We start from the raw sequence: 20,139 nt of genomic DNA, 5'->3' as shown, positions 1-20,139 counted from the left end.
CCATTATAAGCACGCGCTGCCTGTAAGCCGATATTCGCCGAAAAGCGGGCATCTTGACTGAAACGGTTCGCCGTGCTGATCTTGCACTCCCGTACCAAATGACAACCTGGAGAGTCGCGATGCCTTATGTACCGGTAAACGAGCTATCGCAGTACGTTGGAAAGGAGCTGGGACGTTCCGACTGGCTGAAGATCGACCAGCAGCGCATCAACCTGTTCGCCGAGGCCACCGGCGATTTTCAATTCATCCATGTCGACCCGGAAAAGGCGGCGAAAACCCCTTTCGGCACCACCATCGCCCACGGCTTCCTCACCTTGTCGCTGATCCCCAAGCTGATGGAAGACATCCTGGTGCTGCCTGAAGGGCTGAAGATGGTGGTCAATTACGGCCTCGACAGCGTGCGTTTCATTCAGCCAGTGAAGGTCGACAGCAACGTACGGCTGAAGGTGGACTTGGGCGAGGTGACCGAGAAGAAGCCGGGGCAATGGCTGCTCAAGGCTACCGTTACCCTGGAGATCGAAGGCGAAGAGAAGCCGGCCTATATCGCAGAACCGCTTTCGCTCTGCTTCATCTGACCGAGCCTCTTCGCGGGGCAAGCCCGCTCCCGCACACGGCACTGTGGGAGCGGGTTTAACCGCGAAGAATCCGACACCGATTTCAGCCAGATCATAGATACCTGCGCCCCAAATTCTGCGGCATACTCGGCAGACCTTTTGCCCGGATTCCGCCATGCGTCCACTGCTCCCCTTCGCACTGTTCCTGATGCTCGCTGCCTGTGGCGATGGTGAATCGTTGTCCCCGCCCGACGCGCGCCTGCCCGATGGTGGCCGCTACCGGGGCCAGGTGGTCGATGGGTTGCTGCAGGGCGAGGGGCGCATCGACTACCCCAACGGCAGCTGGTACGCCGGCAGCTTCAAGGACGGCCAATGGCATGGCCAGGGCGAGTGGCACGGCAGCAATGGCGAGATCTACCGTGGCCAGTTCGACAAAGGGCTGTTTCACGGCCTGGGCGACCTGACCACCCCAGGCAGCCACTATGCCGGCACGTTCAGCCACGGCCGACGCGACGGCGAAGGTAGCCTCAAGCAGGCCGACCAGACCTACCGCGGCCAGTTCAAGGACGACCAGTACGAAGGTGCAGGCGAATTGGAAATGGCCGACGGCAGCCGTTATCAAGGCTTGTTCGCCAAAGGCAAACCCAATGGCGCAGGCGTGCGCAGCGATGCCAGTGGCAACCAGTTCAGCGGCCGCTTCGTCGATGGCCAGCTGCAAGGCAGCGGCACCTACGACAGCGTCGATGGCGAGCAGTACATCGGTGAATTCAAGGACAACCGCCTGGAGGGCCGCGGCCGCTACGAGAATGCCGACGGCGACGTATGGATCGGCGATTTCAAGGACGGCTCACTGATCGGCGAAGGCGAATTGCTCGGCAGCGACGGCAGCCACTACAAAGGCACGTTCGTCGATTGGCGCCTGTCTGGCCAAGGCAGCCTGCAACTGCCGGATGGCAGCAAGTACGTCGGCGGTTTCGACAGCGATGCCTACCAAGGTCACGGCAAGCTGACCCTGGCCAGCGGCAAGGTCGAAAGCGGCACCTGGGCCAATGGCGTGCGCGTTCGCGACCAGAAAGGCAAACTGCTGCCTGACCCGCTGGACCTGGCCCTGCTCAACCAGGGCCGCCTGCTCGAAGAAGCCCTGGCCCGGGTACCGCGCTCGGCCCCCCCCATCCAGCTGTACAGCCTGGTACTGGCCGGCGATGGCCAGCAGAGCGTGTTCCTGCGCGAAGCGGACTATGTCAGCAACATGCTCAAAGTGCGTTTCGGTGCCCGCGGCCAGGTCACCCTGGTCAACCACCGCGACCAGATGGCCACCCGCCCCATGGCCACCCGCGAGAACCTCACACGCGCCGCCCGCACCCTGGCCGAGCGCAGCGGCCCGGAAGACCTGATCTTCATCTACCTGACCAGCCACGGCAGCCAGGACCACCAACTGGTGCTCGACCAGCCACGCCTGCAACTGGCCGACCTGTCCGCCGACGAACTGGCCAGCGCCCTGGCACCGCTCAAGGACCGCGACAAGATCATTGTCATCTCCGCCTGCTATTCAGGGGGCTACATCGCCCCGCTCAAGGACGATCGCACGGTGATCATGACTGCGGCACGTGCCGACCGGGTATCGTTCGGTTGTTCAGAAGAAGCCGACTTCACCTACTTTGGCGATGCTCTGTTCGCCGAGGCGCTGAACCAGACCGACGACCTGAAACAAGCGTTTGAACTGGCGCGCACCAGCGTTGCCGAAAGAGAACGAAGGGAAGGTTTCGAAGCCTCCGAGCCACAATTCTGGGCTCCGCCCGCAGTACTGGCACACTGGCAGCAACTGCGTAAGCAACAGGCTGAAGAAGCCTTGCGTAATGCGGCACAGGCCAAGGCCGAGCAACAGGAAAAAACGCCTGCCAGCCGCTAAGCTTGTGTGTAACAAGGGAGAGACATCATGTATTTGACGCCTCAGCATGTCCTGCTTGCCGGAGCTACCGGCCTAACCGGTGAGCACCTGCTCGACCGCCTGTTAAACGAACCCACCATCAGTCGTGTGCTGGCGCCGACCCGTCGGCCACTGGCCGAACACCCTCACCTGGAAAACCCGGTGGGCGACCCGGCAGTGTTTCTCCCGCAACTGGCCGGTCGGGTCGATATTGCCTACTGCTGCCTGGGGACCACTCTCAAGCAGGCGGGCTCCGAGCAGGCGTTTCGCGCCGTCGATCTGGACATGGTCGTCGCCTTCAGTAAGCGCGCACGGGAAATGGGTGCGCGCCACCTGCTGGTGGTCAGCGCCCTTGGTGCCGACCCTAAGTCGTCGATCTTCTACAACCGGGTCAAGGGCGAAATGGAAGAAGCGCTCAAAGCTCAGGACTGGCCGCAACTGACCATCGTGCGCCCGTCGCTGTTGCTCGGAGAACGGATACAACCACGGTTGGGCGAGAAATTTGCGTCACTGTTTGCGAAGTTGATACCGGGCAAATACCGGGGAATCGAGGCCTGTACCCTGGCCCGGGCGCTGTGGCGCCTGGCGCTGGAGGAAGAGGACGGCATTCGGGTCATCGAGTCCGACGAGTTGCGCAAACTCGGCAAGAAATAGCCCCTACAGGCCGCCCGTAGCCTGAAACCCTATGCCTGCCGCCGTCAGCAATGACAACGGCAGGAACAGGGTATCCAGCAGCATGCTGCCAGGCAGGTCCAGGTGCGGATACGCTGGCGCCTCAGCCCCGAAGCGATCCTTGGGGCAACAGCCGCCATTGATCACATACATGTCCAGCCGGGTCCCGGCGTATACCACCGGTGCCCCTGGTTTGTTGGCATCCAGCGTGCGCACCGTGGCGCAGCCGCCGAGCAGGCTTGCCGCCAGCAAGCCGGCCATGAAACGCCTCAATCATCCGCCCCGAAATGATGTTCGCCCCAGCGCGGCAGCATGTCCTGCGGAATGTTCAGCAGGTTGAGGATGCGCGCCACGACGAAGTCGACCAGGTCATCGATGGTCTGCGGCTGGTGATAGAACCCCGGCGCCGCAGGCAGGATCACTGCGCCCATCTGCGACAGCTTGAGCATGTTCTCCAGGTGAATGGTCGAGAACGGCGCCTCGCGCGGCACCAGTATCAACTGCCGACGCTCCTTGAGGGTGACGTCGGCGGCCCGCTCGATCAGGTTGTTACAGGCGCCGGTGGCGATTGCCGACAAGGTACCGGTAGAACACGGCACCACCACCATCGCCGCTGGCGCACCGGAGCCCGAGGCTACCGGTGACATCCAGTCTTCCTTGCCGTATACGCGGATCTGCCCATCGGCAGCGCCGGTGTATTCGGTGAGGAACGCCTGCATGGCCTGCGGCTTGGCCGGCAGGACCACATCGGTCTCGGTGGCCATCACCAGTTGCGCGGCCTTGGAGATGAGGAAATGCACCTCACGATCCTCACGCACCAGGCAATCGAGCAAACGCAGGCCATACTGCGCCCCGGAGGCGCCGGTCATGGCCAGGGTGATACGTTCCGGTCCGCTCACTTCAAGGCCTCGGCCAGCTTGCCGTGCAGGCCGCCAAAGCCGCCATTGCTCATGATCACCACATGGGTACCCGGGCGGGCCTGGCCCTTGACCCGTTCGATGATCGCCTCGAGGCTGTCGGCGACCACGCTTGGCACCTTGCATTGCGCCGCCGTGGCTGCCAGGTCCCAACCCAGGTTGGCGGGTGCGTACCAGATCACCTGGTCGGCGTCGTTGACGCTTTCCGGCAGCCCGTCACGATGGGCGCCCAGCTTCATGGAGTTGGAGCGCGGCTCGATGATGGCGATGACCGGTGCTTCGCCCACTCGCTTGCGCAGGCCGTCGAGAGTGGTTGCGATGGCGGTCGGGTGGTGGGCGAAATCGTCGTAGATGGTCACACCCTGGACTTCAGCGACCTTCTCCATGCGCCGCTTGACGCTCTTGAACGCGCTCAGGCCGTCGATGCCCATGGCCGGCACCACGCCCACATGACGGGCAGCGGCCAGCGTGGCGAGGGCGTTGGCGACGTTGTGCTGGCCGGTCAGGGCCCAGTCCACCACGCCCTGCACTTCACCTTCGAACAACACCTCGAAACGCGAGCCATCGGCGCTGAGCAGACGCGCCTGCCACTGGCCACCTTCACCGGTGGTCTGCACTGGGGTCCAGCAACCCATGCCGATCACACGCTCCAACGCCTGCTCGGTGGTCGGGTGAATGACCAGGCCTTCGCTCGGGATGGTCCGTACCAGGTGGTGGAACTGTCGCTCGATGGACGCCAGATCAGGGAAGATGTCTGCGTGATCGAACTCAAGGTTATTGAGGATCGCGGTGCGTGGGTGGTAATGCACAAACTTCGAACGCTTGTCGAAGAAGGCGCTGTCGTATTCGTCAGCCTCGACCACGAAGAACGGCGTGCCGCCCAGGCGCGCCGACACCGAGAAGTTCTGCGGCACGCCGCCAATCAGGAAGCCCGGGCTCATGCCGGCATGCTCCAGCACCCAGGCCAGCATGCTGCTGGTGGTGGTCTTGCCGTGGGTGCCCGCCACGGCCAGGACCCAGCGCCCCTGCAGCACATGGTCGGCCAGCCACTGCGGGCCGGACACATAGGGCAGCCCCTTGTTCAGCACATACTCCACCGCCAGGTTGCCCCGCGACATGGCATTGCCGATCACCACCAGATCAGGTGCTGGGTCCAGCTGAGCCGGGTCGTAGCCCTGGGTCAGCTCGATGCCCTGGGCTTCGAGCTGGGTGCTCATTGGCGGATAGACGTTGGCGTCGGAGCCGGTGACGCGGTGGCCGAGCTCTTTGGCCAGCACGGCCAGCGAACCCATGAAAGTGCCGCAAATACCGAGAATATGAATGTGCATGGTCGACCTCGCAAAACTTCGAGGCAGGGTAGCCCAGGGCGCGGGAAATCGCACCCGGTGTTTTGCTCAGACGCCCCTGGCGATGCCGTGTTTGCGCAGTTTTCGATACAAGGTATTGCGGCTGATGCCCAGATGCTCGGCGACCCGGGTCAAGTGCCAGTGTTTTGCCTCCAGGATATCCATCAGCGCCTGACGCTCGGCGCTCTCCAGTGGTGGCGTCATAGCCGGCAAGCCGGCTCCCGCAGATTCGGTGTCGCTCTTGGACCTAGCGCTATCACTGTGGGAGCTGGCTTGCCGGCGATCGAGGGCGAAGCCCTCGCCTGGCTTGCGAACCACTGCGGGGAGATCCGAAAGCTCAATGTGTGAGCCCTCACACAGAGCGACCAGTGTCCGCAACACATTGCGCATCTGCCGCACGTTCCCCGGCCATGCAAAGCTAAGCAGCGCCTGCCGCGCTTCTGGCGACAGTTGCACAACCTGCCCCTGGGCCTCCTGGCGTAACAGAAAGTCCAGCAACGCCTCCTTGTCACTACGCTCGCGCACCGCTGGCAGCGCCACTTCCAAGCCATTTAATCGGTAGTACAGGTCCTCACGGAAACTGCCCTGCTCCACCCGCTCCAGCAGGTCCCGGTGAGTGGCACTGACGATGCGTACATCCACGGCCTGCGGCTCACCGCCTATCGGCACCACCTGGCGCTCTTCCAGCACCCGCAACAGGCGGGTCTGCAACGCCAGCGGCATGTCGCCGATTTCATCCAGCAACAAGGTACCGCCGTCAGCCTGCAGCAGCTTGCCGCGCATGCCCTCCTTGCGCGCGCCGGTAAAACTGCCGCCGCGATAGCCGAACAGCTCGCTCTCGATCAGGCTCTCGGGAATCGAGGCGCAGTTCACCGCCACGAAAGGCTTGCCATGGCGTTGACTGGCCTGGTGCACGGCCTGGGCAAAGGCCTCTTTACCGCAACCAGTCTCACCGCGCAGCAGCAGCGGCACATCGCGCTCGAACACGCGCACGGCACGGTAGAAGTCGTGTTGCAAGGCCGGGTCGAGCAGGCAGATGCCCGGTTCCGTGGCGGGCCTGGCCTGGGGCAGGCTGGCCGGCACCGTCCACAGCGGCGCCCTCGCCTGCCCGCGCAGGCTGGCGAACACCTGGCGGCCATCACGGGTGCGCAACGGCCAGACCGTACTACCACCTGGCGTGGCACGGCTGAACAGTTCGTCATGGCTGCAGGCGAAGAACATTTCCAGCGGCTTGCCCAGCACGCCGCCGCGAATGGTGCCCAACAGGTTCAGGGCACTCTGGTTGGCGGCACAGATGCGGCCATCGCCGTCGAACGCCAGCAGCCCTTCGCTGAACTGGCCGACCGACTCGGCCTGCACGTGAATGCGCAGCAACCATTGCTGCTCGAAATGACGCAGGAAATAACAGCTCTCGATCATCTTCGCCGAGAGATTGACCAACGCCATGGTGTGGAACTGGCTCTGGCGCGACACGTCCGGCCGCGCCGAGGACACATCGAGCACCGCCAACAGTTCACCGTGCGGGTCGAACACCGGGCTCGCCGAGCAGGTCAGCCCGGTATGGCGGCCGCGAAAGTGCTCATTCTGGTGAATGGTCAGGGCCTGGCGTTCGACCAGGCAGGTGCCGATGCCGTTGGTGCCCTCGCGGGCCTCACTCCAGTCCGCCCCCAGCCACAGCCCGGCACGCTCGAAGTTGCGCCGCTCGCTGGGCGCGGTGACGCAGTTGAGGATCACCCCACGGGCATCGGTCAGCAGCACCGCATGGCCGGCGCCGGATAGCTGCTGGTGCAGGCTGTTCATTTCGTTGTCGGCGATCTTCAGCACCTGGCGCAGGCGTTCGCGGCTCTCCAGCAGGCGGCCGTGTTCAAGCACCACCGGCGCCTCGATCACTGACGGGTCGAGGTGATAGTCGTCCAGGCAGCGTAGCCATGAGCGGGCAATGGAAGGATCGCTGCCCGCTTCGCCACGGGCAACGGTATGCACCTGCTGGGCATGGCGGCTGAATGAGTTGTTCTGCATTTGTTGTTGTTCTCCGCAGATAGAGATTCACGCCAGCATCCTCCACCCACGCAGGCTTTGCAACGTGCCCGCCGGCAACGTGTCGCAAACGGTACAAAGTGTCACCCCGGACGTGCCAGGCCTGGCACAACGCGCCTTCGCGCAGCGCAGAAGCATGACCCAAGTCATTGATTCCACAAGGGCGCACCACGCTGGCCCAACCTTTGCTCTACGCTTTTCAACTCCTCAACAAACATAACAGCCAGGAGACACACCATGCGTTACGCACATCCCGGTACCGAGGGCGCGAAGGTTTCCTTCAAGAGCCGCTACGGCAACTTCATCGGCGGTGAGTTCGTGGCCCCGGTCAAAGGCCAGTACTTCGAGAACACCTCGCCGGTGAACGGCCAGCTGATCGCCGAATTCCCTCGCTCCACTGCCGAAGACATCGATAAAGCCCTGGATGCCGCCCACGCTGCCGCCGACGCCTGGGGCCGCACTTCGGTCCAGGATCGCTCCAACGTCCTGCTGAAGATCGCCGACCGTATCGAACAGAACCTGGAAGTCCTGGCCATCACCGAAACCTGGGACAACGGCAAGCCGATCCGCGAAACCCTCAACGCCGACATCCCCCTGGCCGTCGACCACTTCCGCTACTTCGCCGGCTGCATCCGCGCCCAGGAAGGCGGCGCCGCCGAAATCAACGAAAACACCGTGGCCTACCACATCCATGAGCCGCTGGGCGTGGTCGGGCAGATCATCCCTTGGAACTTCCCGATCCTGATGGCCGCCTGGAAGCTCGCCCCGGCCCTGGCCGCCGGCAACTGCGTGGTGCTCAAGCCGGCCGAGCAGACACCGCTGGGCATCACCGTGCTGGTCGAGCTGATTGGCGACCTGCTGCCCAAAGGCGTGCTCAACGTGGTGCAAGGCTATGGCCGCGAGGCCGGTGAAGCGCTGGCCACCAGCAAGCGCATCGCCAAAATCGCCTTCACCGGCTCCACCCCGGTCGGCTCGCACATCATGAAATGCGCGGCCGAGAACATCATCCCGTCCACCGTCGAGCTGGGCGGCAAGTCGCCGAACGTGTACTTCGAAGACATCATGCAGGCCGAGCCGAGCTTTATCGACAAGGCCGCCGAAGGCATGGTGCTGGCGTTCTTCAACCAGGGCGAGGTGTGCACCTGCCCATCGCGCGCCCTGGTGCAGGAGTCGATCTACCCGCAGTTCATGGAAGTGGTGATGAAGAAGGTGCTGCAGATCAAGCGCGGCGACCCGCTCGACACCGACACCATGGTCGGCGCCCAGGCCTCGCAGCAGCAGTTCGAGAAGATCCTCTCATACCTCGAGATCGCCCAGAAGGAAGGCGCCGAGCTGCTGACCGGCGGCAAGGTGGAAAAACTCGAAGGCGCGCTGGCCACCGGTTACTACATCCAGCCGACCCTGCTCAAGGGCAACAACCGCATGCGCGTGTTCCAGGAAGAAATCTTCGGTCCGGTGGTCAGCGTCACCACCTTCAAGGACGAAGCCGAAGCCCTGGCGATTGCCAACGACACCGAGTTTGGCCTCGGTGCTGGCGTGTGGACCCGCGACATCAACCGCGCCTACCGCATGGGCCGCGGCATCAAGGCGGGCCGCGTGTGGACCAACTGCTACCACCTGTACCCGGCACATGCCGCGTTCGGCGGCTACAAGAAGTCCGGTGTCGGCCGTGAAACCCACAAGATGATGCTCGACCACTACCAGCAGACCAAGAACCTGCTGGTGAGCTACGACATCAACCCGTTGGGCTTCTTCTAAACCGCGTCGCCTTCTTCGCGGGTCAAGCCCGCTCCTACAGAAGATCGCATCCCCCTGTAGGAGCGGGCTTGTCCCGCGAAGAGGCCAGACCTGCAAACACAAGACGCAGAGCCCCAACCGCTCTGGCTCGCTTCCTGCAGTCCCCATCACCATCGGCCCGGAAACCCTCCGGCCACCAAGAAAAAGAACAGGTGAACTATGCCAAGCGATCATTCCGCCGGTGCGCCGGCAGGGTCTTCCGTCGACTTCGAAAAAGTCGGGTCGGATTATTTCCAGCAACGTGAACTGAAAAAAGGCGCCGCCGGCTGGGTACTGCTGGTGGGCCTGGGCGTTGCCTATGTGATTTCCGGCGACTATGCCGGCTGGAACTTCGGCCTGGCCCAAGGTGGCTGGGGCGGCATGTTCCTCGCTACCCTGCTGATGGCCACCATGTACCTGTGCATGTGTTTCTCGTTGGCCGAGCTTTCCTCGATGATCCCTACCGCTGGCGGCGGCTACGGCTTTGCCCGCAGTGCCTTCGGCCCGTGGGGCGGCTTTCTGACCGGCACGGCGATCCTCATCGAGTACGCCATCGCCCCCGCCGCCATCGCCACGTTCATCGGCGCCTACTGCCAGTCACTGTTCGGCATCGGCGGCTGGATGATCTACCTGGCGTTCTACGTGGTCTTCATCGGCATCCACATCTTCGGCGTGGGTGAAGCGCTGAAGCTGATGTTCATCATCACCGCCATCGCAGCCATCGCCCTGGCCGTGTTCCTGGTGGCCATGGTGCCCCATTTTGATGCAGCCAACCTGTTCGACATCGCCAAAACGGACGCCGCCGGCGCCAGCAGCTTCCTGCCGTTCGGCTACGTCGGCGTGTGGGCGGCGATCCCCTATGCCATCTGGTTCTTCCTCGCCGTTGAAGGCGTGCCGCTGGCCGCCGAAGAAACCAAGAACCCCAAACGTGACCTGCCCCGCGGCCTGATTGGCGCAATGCTGGTGCTGCTGGCCTTCGCCCTGCTGATCCTGGTGGTCGGCCCTGGCGGTGCAGGCTCCGAAGTGCTGAAGGCGTCAGGCAACCCGCTGGTCGAGGCACTGGCCAAGGCCTATGGCGGCTCCACCTGGATGGGCAGCTTCGTCAACCTGGTAGGCCTGGCCGGCCTGATCGCCAGCTTCTTCTCGATCATCTATGCCTATTCGCGGCAGATCTTCGCCCTTTCCCGCGCCGGTTACTTGCCGCGCAAGCTGTCGGAAACCAACAAGAGCAAGGCCCCGGTCATGGCGCTGGTGATCCCCGGCATCATCGGTTTCGCCCTGTCGCTGACCGGCCAGGGCGACCTGCTGATCCTGGTGGCGGTATTCGGTGCCACACTGTCGTATGTGCTGATGATGGCTGCGCACATCACCCTGCGCATCCGTCGGCCGAAAATGGAACGCCCTTACCGCACTCCGGGCGGCATCTTCACCTCGGGCCTGGCCCTGGTGCTGGCCTGCATCGCCGTGGTCGCGGGCTTCCTGGTCGATCCACGGGTGGTGATTGGCGCAGCGGTGATCTATGCGGTATTGATTGCCTACTTCGCGTTCTACAGCCGTCACCACCTGGTTGCCGGCACACCGGAAGAGGAATTCGCCGCGATCCAGAAGGCCGAAGAGGCTCTGCACTGATCAAAGCCACCTGCCGCGGGCCAGCCCGCGGCTCTGGAGATTCTGTATGGCAAGTTTCGTACACACGGTGGGCCACCTGGTCTACCGCTTCGACAGCCTCAAGGAAGTGATGGCCAAGGCCAGCCCGGCCCGTTCCGGGGACTTCCTGGCCGGCGTCGCCGCCAGCAACGACGGCGAACGGGTGGCCGCGCAGATGGCCCTGGCCAACATCCCGCTGACGCATTTCCTGAATGAAGCACTCATCCCCTACGAACAGGATGAAATCACCCGGCTGATCGTCGACACCCACGATGCCCAGGCCTTTGCCCCGGTCAGCCACCTGACCGTTGGCGGCCTGCGCGACTGGCTGCTCGGCGACGAGGCCAACGAACAGAGCCTGCGCGCCCTCGCCCCCGGGCTGACCCCGGAAATGGCCGCCGCTGTGTCAAAGATCATGCGCGTGCAGGACCTGGTGCTGGTGGCGCAGAAGATCCGCGTGGTCACCCGGTTCCGCGGCACCATGGGCCTGCGCGGGCGCCTGTCGACCCGCCTGCAGCCCAACCATCCGACGGATGAGCCGGCCGGCATCGCCGCCAGCATCCTCGACGGCCTGCTCTACGGCAACGGTGACGCCATGATCGGCATCAACCCGGCCACCGACAGCATCGCCTCGATCTGTGCCCTGCTGGAAATGCTCGACGCCATCATCCAGCGCTACGACATCCCCACCCAGGCTTGCGTGCTGACCCACGTCACCACCTCGATCGAAGCGATCAACCGCGGCGTGCCGCTGGACCTGGTGTTCCAGTCGATCGCCGGCACCGAGGCGGCCAACGCTGGCTTTGGCATCAACCTCAATGTGTTGCAGGAAGGTTATGAGGCCGGCCTGTCGCTCAAGCGCGGCCCCCTTGGGCAGAACCTGATGTACTTCGAGACCGGCCAGGGCAGCGCGCTGTCGGCCAATGCCCACCACGGCATCGACCAGCAGACCTGCGAGACCCGCGCCTACGCCGTGGCCCGCCACTTCAAGCCGTTCCTGGTCAACACCGTGGTCGGCTTCATCGGCCCCGAGTACCTGTACAACGGCAAGCAGATCATCCGCGCCGGCCTCGAAGACCACTTCTGCGGCAAGCTGCTGGGCGTGCCGATGGGCTGCGACATCTGCTACACCAACCACGCCGAAGCCGACCAGGACGACATGGACACCCTGCTGACCCTGCTGGGCGTGGCCGGGATCAACTTCATCATGGGCATCCCCGGCTCCGACGACATCATGCTCAACTACCAGACCACGTCATTCCACGACGCGCTGTATGCGCGCCAGACCCTTGGCCTCAAGCCTGGGCCGGAATTCGAAGCCTGGCTGCAACGCACCGGCATCTTCACCCAGGCCGATGGCCGCGTGCGTTTCGGCGACAACCTGCCGCCGGCATTCCGCCAGGCCTTGGCGCAACTGGCTTAGAGGTGACCATGGCAGACCGATCCCCACCCCCGCTCTCTACCCAGGAAAGCCCCTGGCTGGCCCTGCGCAACCTGACCCCGGCGCGTATCGCCCTGGGCCGCTGCGGCACCAGCCTGCCCACCGGCGCGCAACTGGACTTCCAGTTCGCCCACGCCCAGGCCCGCGACGCCGTGCACCTGGCGTTCGACCACGCCGCCCTCAGCGAACAGCTCAAGGACCGAGGCCGCGACAGCCTGGTGCTGCACAGTGCCGCCAGCGACCGCCACCAGTACCTGCAACGCCCCGACCTGGGCCGGCGGCTGAACGAAGACTCGGCCGAACGCTTGCGCCAGCATGCCCAAGCCAACCCCGATGGCGTCGACCTGGCCATCGTGGTCGCTGACGGCCTCTCGGCCCTGGCCGTGCACCGCCATACCTTGCCGTTTCTGGCCCGCTTCGAGGAGCAGGCCGCAACCGATGGCTGGACCAGCGCCCCGGTGGTGCTGGTGGAGCAAGGCCGAGTGGCGGTGGCGGATGAGGTCGGCCAACTGCTCGGTGCGCGCATGACCGTGATGCTGATCGGCGAACGCCCGGGGCTAAGCTCGCCAGACAGCCTGGGCCTGTATTTCACCTACGCGCCCAAGGTCGGCCTGACCGATGCCTACCGCAACTGCATCTCAAACATCCGCCTGGAAGGCCTGAGTTACGGCATGGCGGCCCATCGCCTGCTATACCTGATGCGCGAAGCCTGCAGGCGACAGCTTTCCGGTGTGAATCTGAAGGACGAAGCCGAGGTCCATAGCATCGACAGTGAAAATGCCCCCGCCCAGCGAGGCAATTTCCTGCTCGGTGAACGTTAAAGAACATGTCACGGAAGGCGGATTGCGCTGATGGCCAGCATTGGGGCAGCATGCCCATGAAAGCTGCAGGCATTCCGCTGTTTCCCCAAATGGACTCTGAGGGCCGCACATGCGCATCATCAAGGCAACCCTGGAACACCTCGACCTGCTCACCCCGCTGTTTGTCAGATACCGCGAGTTCTATGGGCAGCTCCCTTATCCGGACAGTTCGCGCAAGTTTCTGCAAAAGCGCCTTATGCGCGGTGAATCGATCATCTACCTGGCTTTACCGGTTGACGATGACAGCAAATTGCTTGGTTTCTGTCAGCTTTATCCGAGCTATTCGTCGCTGTCGCTGAAGCGGGTGTGGATTCTCAATGACATCTTCGTGGCCGAAGACTCACGGCGCATGCTGGTAGCTGACCACCTGATGCGCGAGGCCAAGAAGATGGCCAAGGAAACCAATGCGGTGCGCATGCGGGTATCGACCAGCGCCAACAACGAGGTGGCGCGCAAGACCTATGAGTCGATGGGCTTTCGCAAGGACACCGAGTTCGAGAACTACATTCTGCCGATCAGCCAGGATTGACCTGTACCGGCCCTTTCGCGGGGCAAGTCCGCTCCTACCGGCTGAGGTGGTCTTGTAGGATCGGGCTTGCCCCGCGAAAGGGCCGGAACAGCTTGACGCAGTAACCCCTCGCTACAAACTCCCCGGGCAGGTTTCTGACTTCGCCGTATAATGCTTCCTCCTGTCATGTGTGAAAATTTACCCACCCACAGGTAGTCATGCCGACGCCCAGGGCATTGCCCGTCATCGCGTGCCCGTAGTAGCGGGTCAAGAACACAGGTGCTGTACATGGAATTCAACCCGCTGGACTTAATCCTGCATCTCGATGCTTACCTCGATCTGCTGGTCACCAACTACGGTCCGTGGATCTACGCGATCCTGTTTGCAGTCATCTTCTGCGAAACCGGCTTGGTGGTGATGCCATTCCTGCCGGGCGACTCACTGCTGTTCATCGCCGGCGCAGTGGCCGCCGGTGGCGGCATGGACCCGGTCCTGTTGGCAGGCCTGCTGATGGCCGCCGCCATCCTCGGCGACAGCACCAACTACATCATCGGCCGCACCACGGGCGAAAAACTGTTCAGCAATCCCAACTCGAAGATCTTCCGCCGCGACTACCTGCAGCGCACCCACGAGTTCTATGAACGCCATGGCGGCAAGACCGTGACCATGGCGCGCTTCCTGCCGATCCTGCGCACCTTCGCCCCCTTCGTGGCCGGTATTGCCCACATGCACTACCCGCGCTTCCTCGGTTTCAGCGTGGCAGGTTCGCTGCTTTGGGTCGGCGGCCTGGTGACCCTGGGCTACTTCTTCGGCAACGTGCCGTTCATCAAGCAGCACCTGTCGCTGATGGTGGTCGGCATCATCGTGCTGTCGCTGGTACCGATGATCCTCGGCCTGCTGCGCAGCCGCCTGGGCCGCACCGCCAAGGCCCACTGACAACCGACATGTGGTCCTTCAGCGCCTGGCGGCGCAAGCGCACCCTTGCGCGCTACCCCATCGACGCACGGCAATGGCAGGTGATCCGTGATCGCCTGCCGATGCTCGATGGCATCAGCGATGCGGAAGACCAATGGCTGCGCGAAGCCTGCATCCTGTTCCTGCTCGACAAGCACCTGACCACCCTCCCCGGGGTCGAACTGGACGACGAGCAGCGCCTGTTTCTTGCCGCCCAGGCGCAGCTGCCACTGCTGCACCTGGGCGAATTGAACTGGTACCAGGGCTTCCACGAAATCATCCTCTACCCCGACGACTTCAAGAGCCCGCAGCGCCACCGCGATGCCAGCGGCGTGGAGCACGTTTGGGATGCCGAGCACAGCGGCGAAGCCTGGCAACAGGGGCCGATCATCCTGGCCTGGGCCGGGGTGCTGGCCAGTGGTGGCTGGGAGGCCTACAACCTGGTGATCCACGAACTGGCGCACAAGCTCGACATGCTCAATGGCGATGCCAACGGCCTGCCGCCACTGCACCCGGGCATGCGCGTGGAAGACTGGGCCGCAGCCATGCAGCAAGCCTATGACGACCTCAATCGCCAGCTCGACGCCAACCCCGACGCCGAAACCTCCATCGACCCTTACGCCGCGGAAAACCCAGCGGAATTCTTCGCCGTCACCAGTGAGTACTTCTTCAGCGCTCCCGACTTGCTGCAGCAGGCTTATCCACAGGTGTACCAGCAGCTGTCGCTGTTCTACCGGCAGAACCCTCTCGAACGCCTGCTCAAGCTGCAGGCCGGGCACCCGGATTACCGCGAAAGCCACGCCTGATGCGGCCGCACATCCGTCCACACGTGGCATGGCCTGGCGGAATATGCCTATAATCGCCGCCACTTTTTTGATCAAACACGGGGGCACTGCCCAATGAGCTACAGCAAGATTCCGGCTGGCAAAGACCTGCCGAACGACATCTACGTCGCCATCGAGATCCCGGCCAACCACGCGCCGATCAAGTACGAAATCGACAAGGACAGCGACACCCTGTTCGTTGACCGCTTCATGGCCACCCCGATGTTCTACCCGGCCAACTACGGCTTCATCCCGAACACCCTGGCAGACGACGGTGATCCGCTGGACGTGCTGGTCGTGACCCCATACCCAGTTGCTCCAGGCTCGGTCATCCGTGCCCGTCCGGTCGGCGTGCTGAACATGACCGACGACGGCGGCGGCGACGCCAAGGTCATCGCCGTTCCTCACGACAAGCTGAGCCAGCTGTACGTCGACGTGAAGGAATACACCGACCTGCCAGCCCTGCTGATCCAGCAGATCGAGCACTTCTTCGCGAACTACAAGGATCTCGAGAAGGGCAAGTGGGTCAAGATCGAAGGCTGGGAAGGCGCCGACGCCGCCCGTGCCGCGATCACCAAATCGGTCGCTGCCTACAAGGGCTGATACCGCTTTGCATGAAAAAAACCCGCCTCGGCGGGTTTTTTTATGGGTGACGCCAAAGGTAAGTAAAAAATCCTACGCAGTCCTACACATTGGCCCTACATCCGGGGCTTTTTCGCACCGTTCACATCAACATCACGTTCATTTCGCTACTGGCAACCGGCCGCTACACTCGGCGTCATGAACAGATCCGGTGACCGACTCAAGGCACTCCTCCGGGAATGTGGCCTGACCCCCGCAGACTTCGCTGCCCAGCGCCGCGTCACGTCGCAGCACATCAACAACTGGTTCACCCGCGGCATCCCGATTGCCCGCCTCGATGAAATGGCCGAGTTGTTCTGTGTGCAACGTCGCTGGTTGCAAACGGGCGAAGGCCCCAAGCACCCGCATTCGCTTCTGCGCATGTACGCGCCACAGGCAATGCCGATAGACGCATTCGGTGCGTCATCGGACCAGCCTGTCCCGCTGGTTCAAGTGCCCTTCCACGAGCTGCGCAATGGCCAGCTCATCGCGCTCGACGGTCATCACCTGGCAATGCCGGCACCTGCGCTGGAGGCTTTGGCCGTGCCCGTGGAGCAAGCCATCTGCATGACCATGCCGGCCGCCAACATGGCGCCGTGGATTCCACGCGATGCCATTCTGGCGATCGACCTCAGCTACACCCGGGTAGTTGATGGCGAGATCTATGCCCTGCTGCACAACGGCAGGCTCAGGGTGAACAGCCTGAGCCTCGGCCACCAAGGCACCCTGTGCCTGCACAGCCACAACCGGCGTGAGGTGGTGGAGCGCTACACACCGTTACAGCGCAAGGCGCAGAAGCTGGAGGTACTGGGCTGGGTGTTCCATTGGTCGCATTACCGCCAGCGACGCCCCGGCTGACACACGCTGTGCCATTTTTTGCTGGGCATACCGCGCCAGCCCTTGTATGCTACGCGGCACATTCAGCCCCGGCCGGTGCAAGCCGCGTTCCAGAGGGCTCGGCGACGCTCCACACGACCGTTTGCCATCTCTTTCAGGCCCTTGCTGGCCATACAGTTAAGGCGGTTGCGACTTACCATAAATTAGTCGGAACCGTCCCCGAGAAGCCGGCCACAAGCCGGCTTTTTAATGCCTCAAGATAATCCTGCCTCATTCAGGTAGCTTGCCGGAGATCTCATCTCGTCAGAGGTTCTCAAGTGTGCGGATTTAGTATCCGGGTCAAATATCTTTTTGTACCTTCTTGCGTAAGAGCCAGCCGAAAGGCGCCCCTGCCTTTCTGCCCTCCAAACCCGGCAAGGTCTACCACGTACTCATTGGTTCCACTCAACTTATAACCGATCTTCCGATTTCGCAGACTTGCTATGGTTCGATCCAGTATTTTCGAATCCCGGCTCGACATGCTTTGCCTGGCAAAGTGCTGAGGATTTTCCACGGTAAATATCAATTCCGCTTCAGCGCTACCCGCTTTATCAAGAACTTGATTACCAGGCAATGCAGCAGCCATCTTTCCTGCTTTTTTTCTCTGAGTGGTCACGTTTGACCCTTGCTCAAAAATAGTCTCCGACACCTGTGGCCTCTCAACCTGTTCAGTGTGCGAACCCAACCTCATGAGCACCTTATGACCGGCACCCATAGCCCGCAAACGTCGACTCACCTCGAGGCCTTCTCCAATGACCGTTTTAACTTTTTCAACTTCACTGGGGATATAAGAATAAGCATGCAGCGTTCCATCAATATTAGCAACACCAAAAGCAATCCTTCTACCCCTCACCCTCCCTAAATACTCGGCCCTCATAAAGGCAAAATACTTTTCAGCCACTTCTTGCGGGAGCCTTTCTTCACGAGCGAAGGTATTAGCTGTTTCTTCCAATTTCTGAAGAGTTGCGCGTTCATCCGCTTCGAGAGCTGCTCTTCCCTCACTCGCCATTATAGCCAAAATACGTCGATGAAGCAGGGGAACAAGCGCAATTGCACTGATCACCAATACGGCTGCACCAATATATAAACCAAGTTCTTCTTCGATCGACATCCTACCATCCGGGTCGCGAAACACGATTGGATTGTTCCGCGTCATCCGATACAAATTCAATCCATCCACGTCCCCCGCCGGGTCCGGATTGATCCAGCGCTGCAACCACGGTGCGTAATATCTAAAACCGTAGTAATACAATCCTGTTGCATCGCGCTCCTTACCTGAATACCGCACAGTCTTGTACTTCGCTTCGACAGCACTGCGCGCTGCCCACCAGGCTGTACCTCCGTAGGCGTAGAAACTCTCCTGGCTGATCAGCTCGGCGTTTTGGGCCAGTTCCAGCATGCTGCTGCCCAAATGATCGCTTACGCTGTAACGCAGTTGGTCGTTGTCGACCCCACCTGGCTTGCCGGCCTCCCAATGCAGTAGCCGCACACCACTGCGCCCGGCTTGAGTGGTGACTACCTGCAACTGCTCACCTGACGCCAGCGTGCGGATCTCCAGTCCCGGCAAATAGCGTACTTCACTTACTTGCGCTCCCCTCATGGTCTTCGTTCGACGGACCTTGCGCACACGCTGGCCACCGCCGTCGTACACATAGGCTTCCACATCGTCGTCCCGACCATCAGGCGCTTCACGAACGACTTGGGTCACCAGGCTCAGTTGATTTCGCGCATCCCATTGCATGGCCTGCCCAGGCGCCAGGGTCTGCTGGTTGCCATTGGCATCAAAACCTTTGCCAAAATCGATCGGTGAACCCTCGCTCTCCTTGAATAAACTGCGGTTGCTCCTGGGGTCTACAGCCATGACGCGGTGGCTCACCACAGCGCCATTCACCTTATGCATCAGATCGGTCAGATTGCCGCCTCGGTCATAGCTGAAGTCCTGGGTGTAGTTGCGCCAACGGCTGTCATCCAGCTTGCCGAAAATCTCGACCCCAGGCAGTGCAGGGCCGATGGTCTGGCTTGCGTTTTCGCGCCCGCTGGCACTGGTCAGTTGATAAAGAGTGTCGTAGGTATAGCTGCTGACAGCCGCCACCCGTCCCGCCCCCCACTTTATTGGCTGAGCCAAGTCTTCGACGCAATCGATATTGCCCACGGGGTCGTACGTGTACTGCAAGTGCAACAACCGCTTGCCATCGGCGTTGCTGGCCTGGAAGCTGACAAGCCGGCCATTCACTGCTGAAAAGCGGGTCGTGGTGGTGACCTTGTTGCCCGCCAACTCCATCGTCACCTGCCCCAAAGCGTTGTACTCGACTGCTTCGAGTAGCCCCTGATCATTCAGGAGCGATTTACTGGAGCGACCTGCAATGTCCATCTCGAAACGCTGCACGTTACCCATAGCATCCAGGGTTTCGATCATTGCGCCCAAGGCATCGTGCTTCCAACCGCTGTTGTAAAGCACATCAATATTCTGGGTATTCTGATCTTTCTTTTTTTCCAGTAGTTCATCGCGAGCATCCACCGACTCAGGCCAGTCGGGTGGCACCAGTGCCTGCAGAAACTGACGTGTCTCTTGACTTGGCTGACCCTGCAGGTTGAACCGCTCATGCCACTGACTCCCGGCGGGGTCATCATGGCGAATCATCTGACCACAACGGTTACGCTTGGCCTCCTCGGCATCGCCGCCTGCATAAGTGAAGCGATCAGTGCAGCGCCGATCCATCTCGCCAGCCACTTGCTCAAACTGCGCCAGCAGACGCTTAGACTGGTCGTACTCAATCTGTTGATGAGTACCGCGACCATCCCAGTGATCAAGTACTTGACCGCCCATGTTACTGAAAACAATACGAACGCCAGCGTCGATACTTTCGCTCTTCAGCACCCGCCCCGACAGCCCGTGATGTATGACTTGATTCGGTGCCTGTTGTGGATCGTTCTTTCGACCCTCGAAAAAACGAGGATCGCACTGCTGACTCAGATGCCCACGGGCGTCGAATAGTTGCTGGTTAATGCGTATGTCGAGATCGGCGCTGTTTCCAGAGCCGCCACGATGACAGGCAATGTTGCGAACAACTAAGCCACGAGAATCAGTCACGTTCAGCACAGGGGTATGCCGATGCAGAGAGGCTGGCATAAGGCTATTAACCAAATAGGATGAGAGTGACTGGTAAGTTTAGACCAAT

17 protein-coding genes are annotated in these 20,139 nt (G+C 61.8%); 12 read left to right on the top strand and 5 right to left on the bottom strand.

The window, feature by feature from the left end:
• Nucleotides 1-119: 119 nt before the first annotated feature.
• From C2H86_RS14980 to C2H86_RS14970, 3 genes are all read left to right on the top strand, one after another.
• Nucleotides 120-575, top strand: a complete 456-nt coding sequence (locus C2H86_RS14980) for a MaoC family dehydratase (protein ID WP_159408737.1) — start codon at nucleotides 120-122, stop codon at nucleotides 573-575.
• Nucleotides 576-729: 154 nt separating this feature from the next.
• The gene (locus C2H86_RS14975) at nucleotides 730-2,463 is read left to right on the top strand and encodes a C13 family peptidase (RefSeq protein ID WP_159408736.1); all 1,734 of its coding nucleotides are present in this window, start codon (nucleotides 730-732) and stop codon (nucleotides 2,461-2,463) included.
• Between the two features lie 27 nt (nucleotides 2,464-2,490).
• Entirely contained in the window at nucleotides 2,491-3,135 is a 645-nt protein-coding gene (locus C2H86_RS14970; protein ID WP_159408735.1) for an oxidoreductase, read from the top strand.
• A gap of 3 nt (nucleotides 3,136-3,138) precedes the next feature.
• Here the strand turns inward: C2H86_RS14970 and C2H86_RS14965 are convergent, their stop codons facing one another.
• From C2H86_RS14965 to C2H86_RS14950, 4 genes are all read right to left on the bottom strand, one after another.
• Nucleotides 3,139-3,414 carry a YceK/YidQ family lipoprotein gene (locus tag C2H86_RS14965; protein WP_103448817.1) on the bottom strand — a complete coding sequence of 92 codons (276 nt, stop codon included), beginning with the start codon at nucleotides 3,412-3,414 and terminating at the stop codon, nucleotides 3,139-3,141.
• A gap of 8 nt (nucleotides 3,415-3,422) precedes the next feature.
• Nucleotides 3,423-4,052, bottom strand: a complete 630-nt coding sequence (ubiX, locus tag C2H86_RS14960; RefSeq protein WP_060509549.1) for a flavin prenyltransferase UbiX — start codon at nucleotides 4,050-4,052, stop codon at nucleotides 3,423-3,425.
• Nucleotides 4,049-5,398, bottom strand: a complete 1,350-nt coding sequence (gene mpl, locus C2H86_RS14955) for a UDP-N-acetylmuramate:L-alanyl-gamma-D-glutamyl-meso-diaminopimelate ligase (protein WP_159408734.1) — start codon at nucleotides 5,396-5,398, stop codon at nucleotides 4,049-4,051. Before mpl ends, ubiX begins: the two co-directional genes overlap by 4 nt.
• A gap of 66 nt (nucleotides 5,399-5,464) precedes the next feature.
• A complete protein-coding gene (locus tag C2H86_RS14950) occupies nucleotides 5,465-7,435 on the bottom strand; it encodes a sigma-54-dependent Fis family transcriptional regulator (protein ID WP_159408733.1) in 1,971 nt (656 codons plus the stop codon).
• Nucleotides 7,436-7,690: 255 nt separating this feature from the next.
• Between C2H86_RS14950 and exaC the strand changes: the two genes are divergently transcribed.
• The 9 genes from exaC to C2H86_RS14905 all read left to right on the top strand — a co-directional run bounded on the left by exaC (nucleotide 7,691) and on the right by C2H86_RS14905 (nucleotide 16,942).
• On the top strand, nucleotides 7,691-9,211 hold the full coding sequence (gene exaC, locus C2H86_RS14945) for an acetaldehyde dehydrogenase ExaC (protein WP_159408732.1): 1,521 nt from the start codon (nucleotides 7,691-7,693) through the stop codon (nucleotides 9,209-9,211).
• Nucleotides 9,212-9,409: 198 nt separating this feature from the next.
• On the top strand, nucleotides 9,410-10,858 hold the full coding sequence (gene eat, locus C2H86_RS14940) for an ethanolamine permease (RefSeq protein WP_159408731.1): 1,449 nt from the start codon (nucleotides 9,410-9,412) through the stop codon (nucleotides 10,856-10,858).
• Nucleotides 10,859-10,904: 46 nt separating this feature from the next.
• Complete coding sequence (locus C2H86_RS14935; protein ID WP_159408730.1) at nucleotides 10,905-12,299, top strand: ethanolamine ammonia-lyase subunit EutB; 1,395 nt, start codon at nucleotides 10,905-10,907, stop codon at nucleotides 12,297-12,299.
• A gap of 8 nt (nucleotides 12,300-12,307) precedes the next feature.
• Nucleotides 12,308-13,138: an ethanolamine ammonia-lyase subunit EutC gene (gene eutC, locus C2H86_RS14930; protein WP_159408729.1), complete on the top strand. Its 831-nt coding sequence runs from the start codon at nucleotides 12,308-12,310 to the stop codon at nucleotides 13,136-13,138.
• Nucleotides 13,139-13,247: 109 nt separating this feature from the next.
• Nucleotides 13,248-13,706, top strand: a complete 459-nt coding sequence (locus C2H86_RS14925; protein ID WP_159408728.1) for a GNAT family N-acetyltransferase — start codon at nucleotides 13,248-13,250, stop codon at nucleotides 13,704-13,706.
• Between the two features lie 267 nt (nucleotides 13,707-13,973).
• Nucleotides 13,974-14,621, top strand: a complete 648-nt coding sequence (locus tag C2H86_RS14920; protein WP_159408727.1) for a DedA family protein — start codon at nucleotides 13,974-13,976, stop codon at nucleotides 14,619-14,621.
• Between the two features lie 8 nt (nucleotides 14,622-14,629).
• Nucleotides 14,630-15,445, top strand: a complete 816-nt coding sequence (locus tag C2H86_RS14915) for a zinc-dependent peptidase (protein ID WP_159408726.1) — start codon at nucleotides 14,630-14,632, stop codon at nucleotides 15,443-15,445.
• Nucleotides 15,446-15,538: 93 nt separating this feature from the next.
• Nucleotides 15,539-16,066: an inorganic diphosphatase gene (ppa, locus tag C2H86_RS14910; protein ID WP_003255365.1), complete on the top strand. Its 528-nt coding sequence runs from the start codon at nucleotides 15,539-15,541 to the stop codon at nucleotides 16,064-16,066.
• Between the two features lie 177 nt (nucleotides 16,067-16,243).
• Complete coding sequence (locus C2H86_RS14905; RefSeq protein WP_159408725.1) at nucleotides 16,244-16,942, top strand: LexA family transcriptional regulator; 699 nt, start codon at nucleotides 16,244-16,246, stop codon at nucleotides 16,940-16,942.
• A 292-nt stretch (nucleotides 16,943-17,234) separates the two neighbouring features.
• On the opposite strand, the gene C2H86_RS14900 is transcribed toward C2H86_RS14905, so the two are convergent.
• The gene (locus tag C2H86_RS14900; RefSeq protein WP_159408724.1) at nucleotides 17,235-20,051 is read right to left on the bottom strand and encodes an RHS repeat domain-containing protein; all 2,817 of its coding nucleotides are present in this window, start codon (nucleotides 20,049-20,051) and stop codon (nucleotides 17,235-17,237) included.
• Between the last annotated feature and the right edge of the window lie 88 nt (nucleotides 20,052-20,139).

This window comes from Pseudomonas putida (assembly GCF_009883635.2).
Classification (GTDB): domain Bacteria; phylum Pseudomonadota; class Gammaproteobacteria; order Pseudomonadales; family Pseudomonadaceae; genus Aquipseudomonas; species Aquipseudomonas putida_W.
This window is presented reverse-complemented; position numbering and strand designations above follow the sequence as displayed.